The organism is bacterium, from assembly GCA_024228115.1.
In the GTDB taxonomy this organism is placed as follows: domain Bacteria; phylum Myxococcota_A; class UBA9160; order UBA9160; family UBA6930.
In genome coordinates this window covers 1-9,878 of sequence record JAAETT010000520.1, presented here as the reverse complement: position 1 = coordinate 9,878, position 9,878 = coordinate 1, and the positions used below count along the sequence as shown (strand labels likewise).

Sequence of the window (9,878 nt, the reverse complement as noted above, 5' to 3'; positions counted from 1 at the left end):
CACTACCTCGCGGCTCTCGATCGCGAACTCGACACCGATCCGACCGACACCGATTCGCCGTTCTGACGAGAAACCAGCACTCGCGCGCGACCACGGCTAGATGATCAGATTTCTACGGTTTCTCGTGATCGCCAACAGCTGATGGCCTGCACCGAGCTCGAATGAACCCATTCGGAAGGATGCCATGCTTCTCGACCACATCATCTTGCGCGTAAACGACGTTGGCGAGAGCGTGCGATTCTACACAGAGACGCTTGGGTTGACGGACGAAGGCAAGAGAGAACCCTTCGCCATCCTACGGGTGACGTCCGAGTTTACGATTCAGCTCGCTCCCTGGGGAACGGAAGGAGGTGAACACCTCGCCTTCTCAATGCCTCGCAAGGAGTTCGAGGAGGTGTTCGAGAGGGTTCGCGAGGCAGGGCTCGAGTTCGGCAATTCCTTCGAGTCCGTGGGCAACATGCAGGGCCCAGGAGAAGAGGAGGGCGCGCGTGGCGTCGGCGCCTCGCTCTATTTCTTCGATCCCAACAGACACGTGATCGAGATCCGACACTACGAGTAGGCCGGATTCTCGAGTGAGAGTCAGGCAGTTCGAATTCGGATCCATGGTCAGACCCAAGTGGTCGGCTGTCCAGCTCCCCGCTTGATCATTTCGGCGGGCGGCTGGCGAGTTGATTTCGCAAGGCTGCACGAATTGGCTGCTCGACCAGGCGGGGAGCGAACCGGCTCACGATCCTCCCGATCCGCGTAGGTGGCCTGGGTGGCGCTAGTCGCGTTCACCGAAGGGGATGCCGCTGGTCTCCTGCGGAAGAGAGTCCCTGATCTCTATCCATGGTGCCCTCGAACCGACCCTGAAATGCTGTTCGACCCGGCAGGAGGGATCCGAATCGAGCGTACCGAGACGAAATCCGAGAACCTGGGGCACGGCGTCTTCCCGCTTGAAGATCGGAGAGCCGCAACAAGAAGCGAAGAAACGCCTCACGCCGGGGCTGGATTCCCAGTGAGCGAGAAGCTCATCTCCCAGAACGACAGCGAAGTCCGAGGTCTCGACGCCGGCCGTGGTTCCGAAGCTCGAACCCGAATGCTTGCGGCATCGCCAGCAATGGCAGTATGTCACCGGGCCAAGAAGGTCTCCGCGGATCTCGTAGCGAATGCGACCGCATGCACAGGAACCCTCGAGCATTCGAACCTCGAATCTGCGTGCCTTCCAAACGACATGCGGTCCGTCCGCAGATCGGGTTTTCAGCAATCGGGGGCGAAGCGGAGCCCGGGCTCCTGGCGATGATTGTACAAGCCCGGGAAGTCAGTGCCCTGCTGGTGTACCGCCGGGTGCGGTATACCCGAGGGCGGGATGCCGAAAGCCAACATCGAGATCAAGGCGCGTTGTGGGGATCTGGTCGCTGCTCGGTCACGGGCGGAGGCCGTGGCTACGCGCTGGGTAGGCGTGGAACGACAAGTGGATACCTACTTCTGCACGCGAAATGGCCGTCTGAAGCTTCGCGAGTCTTCCCGCTCAGGGGGGCAGCTGATCCCCTACCTGCGCCCGGATCTGGAAGGCCCCAAGCGCTCGGACTACCAGTTGGTGCCGGTTCCGGAACCGGAGGAGACGAGGCGTCTGCTCCGTGCCCTTCTGGGGGTTCACAAGGTGGTGCGAAAAGAGCGGGAGATCGCGTTGGTCGGGAACGTGCGAATCCATCTCGACCGGGTCGAGGGATTGGGGACGTTTCTCGAACTCGAGGCCGTCTTCGATGCGAGCCCGGAGGCCGAGGCCGAGGAGCGCAAGAAAGTCGATCGATTGATGGAAGAGCTCGGCATCCGCACAGAAGATCTGATCGATACTTCCTATGAGGCGATGGTGGAGACGACGGAATGAGTGTGTTGGGCGAGGGAGTGGGTGTCGAGTTCGTCGAGGCAGGCGGGCTGCGTTTCGAGATGCATACGGCGGGGGATCCATCGAGTCGTCGTCTGGCTTTGTGTCTGCACGGGTTCCCGGAGCATGCTGTTTCCTGGAGATGGCAGATGCCGCTTCTGGCAAGACTCGGATTCAAGGTCTGGGCACCGAATCAGCGGGGCTACGGCGCATCGACGCTCTTCCCGAAGGTTGCGGACTACGAGATCGAACACCTGACGAGTGACGTCGGAAATCTGATCGATGCGGCGGATGTCGATGAGGTCGTGCTCATTGGTCATGATTGGGGCGCGATCGTCGCCTGGATGTTCGCGGCGCAGAAAGTGCGGCCGATCGATCGGCTGGTGATCATGGATGTTCCACACCCGACCTGCTTCCGGGACGCTCTCCGGAAGAACTGGCGGCAGAAGCTTTGCTCCTGGTACGCCTTGTTCTTCCAGATTCCCAGGCTCCCCGAGCGTCTGCTCACGCTTGGCAGAGCCCGGAGCATGGAGCGCATGTTTCGCCAACCGGGTGTGCCCGCCGATCGGTTCCCGAACGCCTTGATCGACGTCTACCGGGAGAACGCGCTTCGCCCGGGTGGCATGAAGGCGATGATCAATTGGTATCGCGCAGCGGGACGCAGCTTCGGCCGCGACGAACAGATCGCAAGGATCGAAACGCCCACCCTGATGCTGTGGGGAGAGAACGATTTCGCGCTCGGCAAGGAGCTCACCTACGGGACGGATCAGCATGTCTCGGATCTCACCCTGCGCTACCTGCCGGGTATCTCCCATTGGGTGCAGCAAGAGGCTCCGGAGACGATCAATCGCATGCTCGAAGCCTGGCTTCAGGAGCGAGAGGTGCCAGGGGCGGGTGCCTCAGCAGCCTGACCTTCGCTGCCCAGGGCCGACCAGGAGCGGCATCGAAGAAGCACCGGATCAGCCCTGTGGTGGTCGAAACCGCGCCCGAGCCGTCACGGCGTCAGCACGCACTTCGCAGCGATCGAGGTGGTCGTTGACCAGGCCCATGGCCTGCATGAAAGCGTAGGCGGTCGTGGGTCCGACGAAGGACCAACCCCGCCGCTTCAACTCCTTCGAGAGTGCGCGAGATTCGTCGGTCTCCGTCAGCTTCCCGAGAGTGGCGGCGGTCATCCGCTTCGGACGGCTCGCCGCTTCCGGCTCGAAGCTCCAGAAGAAGGCGGCCAGGGATCCGAACTCGTCGGCGGCTGCGCAGGCCTGGCGGGCATTGTTCAGTGTGGATTCGATCTTTCCCCGGTGACGCACGATGCCCGCGTCGCGCATCAGTCGCTCAACGCTGCGTCGGTTCCAGCGCGCGATCCTCTCGAAGTCGAAGCCGGCAAAGGCACGCCGGAAGTTCTCGCGCTTTCTCAAGATCGTGAGCCAGGAAAGCCCACTCTGGAAACCTTCGAGGCAAATCTTCTCGAATAGCCGCGTATCGTCTCGAACCGGGAAGCCCCACTCCCTGTCATGATAGGCGCGGTAGTCGTCATGCTTGCCGGGCCATCCGCAACGCACGATCCCGTCATCCCCGCGAACGGCCCCCAGGCCCATCTCAGCTTTCCCCTCGCACTACGAAGAGGGGCGATGACCAGGCCCGTTCCTGGGTGGGCGCCATGCAATTGTCCGGAACGGGTTGATTGAAGCCATTGGAGCGACACAGATGAGCCTGCATGCAGCGCCCCTCTGCGTCTCGCTCGCAGGCCAGGGGGTCGCCGTTGATCGTGGGTGTAGGTACCTGCAACGCGCGAACGTAGTAGATGAATTCCTGCCCGTTCTCGGTGTGCTCAGGATCATCGAAGACGACCCGGCAGCCTTCCGGATCGCCACTGCAGGGGATGACCCGCCACGGATCCTCGATCGCCTTTGCGAAATCGCCACCCGGGCGCACCCCGGGTCGGATGCGGACGACTTCGATGCGGTCGATCGGAATGCGGACCTCGCCCGGGTGGTGACACTCGTTCACGCAGAGTCTCGCCAGCTCCTCGGCGCCCAGGCGTTCCTCCACGAAGTCCGGGCAGCCCGGCTTCTGGACGAAGGCGCCGGCGGCGCGTACCTCGAAGCGCGGGACACCGGAAAGCGTCACCTCGGATCCCATCGGGTGGCGCAGGCCGTCTGCCGAGATCACGTCGAACCACAGCTGAATTCGCGGGCCCGAGGTTCCGTAGGTCTCGCGTCGTTGGAGAGCCGCAAAGATGGATTCCCGATCGCGCCGGGCTGCGTGAACAGCCGCCAGACCGCCGCTGTAGTAGAAGCTGTCGCCGCGTTTCAAGCCCGACGCCTGCAGAACGACCCGGGCACGCAGATCTTCGCGATCTTCTGTCCAGGCCGGTGCCGGCCGATTTCCGTCGGTCATGGCTCCCAGGCCGAACTCCTTGTAGCTGGAGCCGGGCCGTGCCCGGTGGTTGTCGCTCGCGCCGATCAGGCCAAAGCGGAAGCGGCCGTTCGCCTGTTCGGTCTCGAGGGCCAGGCCATATTGGGCGGATTGCTTTGGGCGATAGCCGAAAGATGGCAGGAAGGCGTCCTCGAGCTGCCCGCAGGTCCGCCAGTCCTCGGCGGCGGCGCCTTCCCGCCGGGCACCGATGTCGCCGAACGGAAGCCCACTGAGCGCATCCTGGCGCGCGCGCAAGACGCTGGCCTTGCATGCGGGGGATGCGGGGTCGGTGCAAGCCTCTCGCGCCAGCTCTCCGGCCCGCCAACAGCAGGGCGTGAAACCGGCGTGAGGAGCAGGGCAGGTCCACTCGCCGTCTGCGCCGACCTCCACGTGCCGCACATCACGCCACACCTCCGAGGTGCCATGGCCCGAGTACAGTTCGAGAAGCCGTTGTCGCGCCGGGTCGTGCATCGGGCCGAGCTGGTGATCGAAGCGCGCGCCGGGAGGGTTGGTCGTGCCCCAGGCCAGGCCATGAGGGATGACGAGGCTCGGGAAACCCCAATCGTCGAGTTTCTCGAAGAGCAGATCCGGGGTCGGAACGACCTCGGCACAATCTTCCGGCAACTCACGGACCGGCACACCCTCTGCGCAGCCAGGTGCGGTCAGGCCGTTCCACAGAGTGCGATGGTAGGCGGCGTAGTCGTTGGTCGGCTCCGGATCCGCAGCTGCCACGGCGCTACCGATCAGTCCCCAGACGTTGATCCGTGAGGCCGCGATGGGCCGGGTCGGAACCGCATCCTCTTCCGTATCCAGAAGGATGACGTTGCGATGGCCATAATGACTCTCTGGGCCGGCGATACTCGTCTGACTCCATTCCCAGCCGAGGAAAGCCACGACATCCGGGTCGTCGGGCGGGCCGGCGATGGCGTTGCACTCGCGGATCATCTTCTTCGTTTCTCGCCACTGCTCGCTCAGCAATCCCTCGGCGTGGTCGTTGATGCTCCAGAAATCGACGCCCGAGCAGAAACGTGCGAAGTCGCAGGCATCGGCCGGGGGGTGTGCGACTTCCCCGCCCAGAACCGGCAGCCCGAAGACGCGGGCATCGGCGGAGAACTGGGTGTGCACGTGGAGATCGCCAAACAGGATCTGCCGATCGCCCTCCCGGGCAATGCCGCTTGCTGCCAGGGCGGTGGCGCGGCTGGCCAGTACTGGATCGGGGATTCGCGCCTCGGTCGGCTTGCCTGCATCCGCAGGGCTTCCACCGCGCCCGGCCTGCCAGAAAAGGAAGAGACCAACGCCCGCGCCCAGCAGCAATGCCCCGGAGACGCCAACGAGGAGCCAGACGAGTCGGAGAATCCCGTGTTTCAAGGGAGGATGCGTCCTTTCGCGCCATATCGCGGCGGTGCAGGGTACCGCGGTAGAGAATTGCAGGCTTCACGACGAGTTGGAAAGCTCCGTCCCATGAAACCGATTTGCCTCGCCCTCGCGGCTCTGCTCCTACTGGTTTCCACACCGGTCCTCGGCCAGGACGGGGGTACGGGACCGAACGGCTTGGCCGAAGCGCGGATTGCGGAGCGGGATCGCGCACGCGCCGCCCGTCTTGCCAGCCCCCGCTCCACCATGCGCAGCTTCCTCGTGGCGATGAACGATCTGTGGAATCGGCCCGGCGCCTGGGAGGAAGCCGTCTCGTGCCTGGATCTCGACCTCCAACCGGAAGGCGATGGCCGCGAACTCGCGCGGCAGCTCTACGCGGTTCTCAACCGGGTCGAGCTCATCGATGTGAACGTCCTTCCGGCTTCTCCCGCAGCTGAGCTCGAAGAGTGGACCTGGTTTCCGGATCGCCAACGCCACCGTGCCTTTCTCCGCCAGATCGGTCCGCCTGCCGGTGGCATCGTTCTGCGCAAAGGCGAAGCCGGCCTCTGGCGCTTCGATGCGGAAACCCTGGCGACCCTCCCGGCCCTCGAAGCCCAGGTTGCCGATCTCCCGCTGGTCGCGGGCCGCGAGATCTTGACCGTCGGCGATTGGGTGGAGCGCCGCGTGCCAGGCCGCTTGATCGAGACCCGGTTTCTCGGGCTGAAGGCCTGGCAGTGGATCGGCATCTTCGGCGTCATCCTGCTCGGTCTGATCGCTGATGCGTTGGTGCGCGGCATGCTCCGTGTGGTTTCCGGCCGGATGGCCAGCCGCGCCGGCGGGCGCGAAGATCCGGAACAGTTGCGCCTTACGCTTCGTCCCATCGGGCTCACGGTGGCGGCGTTGGTCTGGCTGCTTGCGCTCCGCATCGTCGATCTCCAGACCACCCTCGAGTTGATTCTCGAAGGCGCACTCCAGATCTTCCTGGTGTTCACGGCCACGCTCTCGGCGTGGAGGCTGATCGATCTGGTGGCGGGCGTCGCAATCAGCCGTGCGGAACAGACGGTGAGCAAGATCGACGACATTCTCGTTCCTTTGGTCAGCCGCGCGCTCAAGCTCTTCGTGCTGACGATGGGGATCGTCTACGCGGCTGATGCCTTGGACCTTCCGATCGCACCGCTCCTGGCTTCGCTTACCGTGGCTGGCGTCGGTTTCTCGTTCGCTGCCAAGGACACGGTCGAGAACTTCTTCGGGTCGATCGCCGTGATTCTCGACCGGCCCTTCGAACTCGGGGATTGGATCGTGATCGATGACACGGAGGGAATCGTCGAAGCTGTCGGCTTCCGTTCGACCCGGGTGCGCACATTCTACAATTCCCAGATCACCGTTCCGAATTCGAACCTCGTTCGCGCACGGGTGGATAACTACGGACGCCGTCGCTACCGGCGATGGAAGACGACCCTGGGAGTGCAGTACGACACCGCGCCCGAAAAACTGATCGCCTTTGCCGAGGGGATCCGGGAGTTGATTCGAACCCATCCCTACACACGCAAGGACTACTACCAGGTCTGGTGCAACGAGTTTGGCCCGTCGAGTCTCGATGTCATGCTCTACATGTTCTTCGAGGTGCCGGATTGGAATACCGAGTTGCGCGAGCGCGAGCGGCTCTTCCTCGACATCGTACGCCTGGCCGATCAGTTGGGCGTGCAGTTCGCCTTCCCCACCCAGACGGTGCATGTCTTTCCCGGTGAATCCGCGGGCGAGGCAGCTACGCCACCCGGCGCACGCACGGACGAAGTCGCCGCACTCGAAGGCGTCCGCACGGCTCAGCGCTTGATGGCCCGCCAGCCCTGGCAGAACGAAAAGCCCGGACCGGTCGTCTTCCCCACCGCCCCCACGGAGCTGCTCGACGCGGCTGGCAACCCGGTAGAAACGGATGAAGCGGAGCCCGAAGGGGAGTCCGAGAAGCCGGGTTGAGCTGCGTCTCTATTCCGGGTCATCCCTACGAGCGTGGAGCGCCCGGTCGCCGGGCCCGGGTATCGGCGCCGGGGGGAACGCATCGGCGCTTGCTACGAATCGCTGAGCGTTTCCCTGCAACAGGGCATTCACCTTGCGGGCTGCACTCGCTGCATCGACATCGCTGACGAAATCGGCGAGTCGTTCTTCGTCCGGTCTCTCGAGCAGCCGAACGGCATCCAGCAGGCGCTCGATGTCGAGTAGATGGCTGTCACGCACGCCGTCGCCGCGCATCACCTGTACCGGCATGGCCGCGAACAGCCGGTCGAGCTCCTCGATCCCGTCGGCAGGCGTTTCGGGGGCACCGAGGAAGTGCATCCGGATGCCCAGATCGTCGTGCTCGATCCGTGCGACGGGCCGAGGTTCGGCGCCGTCGCTCCAATCATTCACGTGGTAGGTGATCGCGCCCAGTCCCGAGGCCGGCGGATCCTCCGGAAGTTCGAGCAACACTTCGGCGAACCTTTTGCCCGAGGCATCCTTCAGGATGAACGCCCGCACGCGGCGGGCCAGATTCCGCATGCGCAGCCGATCGCCGATGCCGAACCACGGGAACGTATCCCGGCGCTCGAATCCGATGAAGAATTCAGCTCCCACCCTGTCATCGAGCCAATCCGCTTCGACCTGGTAGAGAGAGGAGCCGAGCGTCATGAAGTCAGCAGCGATGCCATAGCCATAACAACCGCATTCATGGGCGATGAGGGGCGCCTCGTCGATCGCCGTGATGGCATCGGCGAGTTCGAGGCTTTGCCGGTGGTAGCTGAAGCGTCCGTTCTCGCCCGGCCGCTTGTGGTGGATCTTGAGGCCGCCTTCCTCGCTGCGAAACAGGGAGTCGACGAGGGCGATGGGGGGCTCGCCCCCGAGCCGCTCGAAGCGGCCATCGATGCGGCGGCCCGAAATCTCGTACCACACACGTAGTTCCCGCCCGGCTTCCCTCTCATGGAGTTCCTGGAACGGCCGGGTGTCGGCGGGCAACCCCTGGGTCGTGAGCCATTGGCGTAGCGCATCGTGCTCGTGATCGTTCGTCCCGGTCGTATCGTTCGCGACGACGAGTCCAAAGCCTTCGACCGGAAGCGGGCCTGGCGGGGCGAGCAGGGTGTATTCGTTGCGAAAGCCAGCCGCACCGCCCTTCACTCTCCCCTCGACGCGGATGCGGCGCGGATAGGGCTGGGCTGCTTTCAGCCGCCGCTCGTCGACGTTCATCTCGGCCTCTACCGCTGCACCCTTCAGGCGAAAGCCACCGTGCCCATCGGGCCGAAGCTCCCCGAGCGTCTGGCCGTCGCGGCGGATCTCGAAGGCATTCGCCCCCTCGCGCGCCCAGGAGAGAACGGCCCGAGGGTCCTGGCCAACCGGGGTCGCGGAGCCCGAGCATGAGGCGAGGAGCAGCAGGGGGAGGAAAACGGAAGCGCGCATATCCGTTTGAAGTGTACCAGGGCAAGGCATCCGGGCCTCGCGGGGGTCGCATTGGGAAATCCCCCAATCGAGCTCTCCGGGAAACACCGGTCGTCGGTTTGCTGCGCTCGCCGATGAGCCCTACGGGGAGGCGAGTGTGGGAGCCGTCAGCGAGCGTGAACTCCAGAAACTCATCCGCGGGATGGCACCGCTCTCGGAATCCGCGAAGCAGCTCCTGGAGCTGATGGAGGATCCGGAGCACGCTATTCCGGACGTGATCGCCGTGGTCGAGAAGGACGGCCCCCTGACGGCTCGCGTGTTGAGGATTTCAAACGCGTCTGCCATGGCGCCCTCCAGTCCGATCGAACATCTCGATCACGCGGTGTCCTATCTTGGTGAACGCACGGTCGTGTCAGCAGCCGTGCTCCAAGGATGCGACAGCTGGATCCAGGCCAGCCTCGAGGGCTACCTGACAGGGCCCGCGGGCCTCTGGGCGAGCGGCCTTCAGGGCGCCATCGCTGCACGCTTGATCGCCCATGAGCACGGGGGGCAGGTCTCCCCCTCGCTGGCCTACACCGGCGCGTTGTTGAGGGATATCGGCAAGGTCGTACTCTCACCGTTCCTGGAGGGGCGCGTGGCCGGGTTGATGGCCCGAGTGGCGAACGGAAGCGCAAGCGATTGGTTGGCCGCCGAGCGAGAGATGCTAGCCCGAATAATTCATGAAGAAGTCGCGTTCCTGAATTGAAGAAGGCCCCAGTTGCGGTAGAAACGTGTTGCGACACCCGTTTCCCCTCAACAAGGGCCCCTTCATGAAGCCGGATACTACCGCACAGACTGTCACCTT

At 64.1% G+C, this 9,878-nt stretch carries 9 protein-coding genes; 5 read left to right on the top strand and 4 right to left on the bottom strand.

The genetic code is table 11. The annotated features are described in order from the left end of the window. Nucleotides 1-184 precede the first annotated feature (184 nt). On the top strand, nt 185-559 hold the full coding sequence (locus GY937_21790) for a hypothetical protein (GenBank protein MCP5059345.1): 375 nt from the start codon (nt 185-187) through the stop codon (nt 557-559). Nucleotides 560-763: 204 nt separating this feature from the next. Here GY937_21790 and GY937_21785 read toward each other — a convergent pair whose 3' ends face one another. Beyond that, complete coding sequence (locus GY937_21785; GenBank protein ID MCP5059344.1) at nt 764-1,180, bottom strand: GFA family protein; 417 nt, start codon at nt 1,178-1,180, stop codon at nt 764-766. Between the two features lie 168 nt (nt 1,181-1,348). On the opposite strand from GY937_21785, the gene GY937_21780 reads away from it, so the two are divergent. Further along, nucleotides 1,349-1,870 carry a class IV adenylate cyclase gene (locus tag GY937_21780; protein ID MCP5059343.1) on the top strand — a complete coding sequence of 174 codons (522 nt, stop codon included), beginning with the start codon at nt 1,349-1,351 and terminating at the stop codon, nt 1,868-1,870. After that, nucleotides 1,867-2,778 (top strand): alpha/beta hydrolase, encoded by a 912-nt coding sequence (locus GY937_21775; protein ID MCP5059342.1) that lies wholly within the window; start codon nt 1,867-1,869, stop codon nt 2,776-2,778. Before GY937_21780 ends, GY937_21775 begins: the two co-directional genes overlap by 4 nt. A gap of 48 nt (nt 2,779-2,826) precedes the next feature. Here the strand turns inward: GY937_21775 and GY937_21770 are convergent, their stop codons facing one another. Further along, on the bottom strand, nt 2,827-3,459 hold the full coding sequence (locus GY937_21770; GenBank protein MCP5059341.1) for a DNA-3-methyladenine glycosylase I: 633 nt from the start codon (nt 3,457-3,459) through the stop codon (nt 2,827-2,829). A gap of 1 nt (nt 3,460) precedes the next feature. Further along, on the bottom strand, nt 3,461-5,647 hold the full coding sequence (locus GY937_21765) for a DUF3604 domain-containing protein (GenBank protein MCP5059340.1): 2,187 nt from the start codon (nt 5,645-5,647) through the stop codon (nt 3,461-3,463). A gap of 93 nt (nt 5,648-5,740) precedes the next feature. Here GY937_21765 and GY937_21760 point away from each other — a divergent pair, with 93 nt between their 5' ends. Next, entirely contained in the window at nt 5,741-7,606 is a 1,866-nt protein-coding gene (locus GY937_21760; protein MCP5059339.1) for a mechanosensitive ion channel family protein, read from the top strand. Nucleotides 7,607-7,615: 9 nt separating this feature from the next. Here GY937_21760 and GY937_21755 read toward each other — a convergent pair whose 3' ends face one another. After that, the gene (locus tag GY937_21755; protein ID MCP5059338.1) at nt 7,616-9,055 is read right to left on the bottom strand and encodes a hypothetical protein; all 1,440 of its coding nucleotides are present in this window, start codon (nt 9,053-9,055) and stop codon (nt 7,616-7,618) included. A 136-nt stretch (nt 9,056-9,191) separates the two neighbouring features. On the opposite strand from GY937_21755, the gene GY937_21750 reads away from it, so the two are divergent. Further along, on the top strand, nt 9,192-9,779 hold the full coding sequence (locus tag GY937_21750) for an HDOD domain-containing protein (protein MCP5059337.1): 588 nt from the start codon (nt 9,192-9,194) through the stop codon (nt 9,777-9,779). The last annotated feature ends 99 nt before the right edge of the window (nt 9,780-9,878 follow it).

Coding starts and splice junctions, on each gene's coding strand:
- GY937_21780 (MCP5059343.1), top strand. CDS start 1,349: ATGCCGAAAGCCAACATCGAGATCAAGGCGCGTTGTGGGGATCTGGTC.
- GY937_21785 (MCP5059344.1), bottom strand. CDS start 1,180: ATGCTCGAGGGTTCCTGTGCATGCGGTCGCATTCGCTACGAGATCCGC.
- GY937_21790 (MCP5059345.1), top strand. CDS start 185: ATGCTTCTCGACCACATCATCTTGCGCGTAAACGACGTTGGCGAGAGC.
- GY937_21755 (MCP5059338.1), bottom strand. CDS start 9,055: ATGCGCGCTTCCGTTTTCCTCCCCCTGCTGCTCCTCGCCTCATGCTCG.
- GY937_21760 (MCP5059339.1), top strand. CDS start 5,741: ATGAAACCGATTTGCCTCGCCCTCGCGGCTCTGCTCCTACTGGTTTCC.
- GY937_21775 (MCP5059342.1), top strand. CDS start 1,867: ATGAGTGTGTTGGGCGAGGGAGTGGGTGTCGAGTTCGTCGAGGCAGGC.
- GY937_21770 (MCP5059341.1), bottom strand. CDS start 3,459: ATGGGCCTGGGGGCCGTTCGCGGGGATGACGGGATCGTGCGTTGCGGA.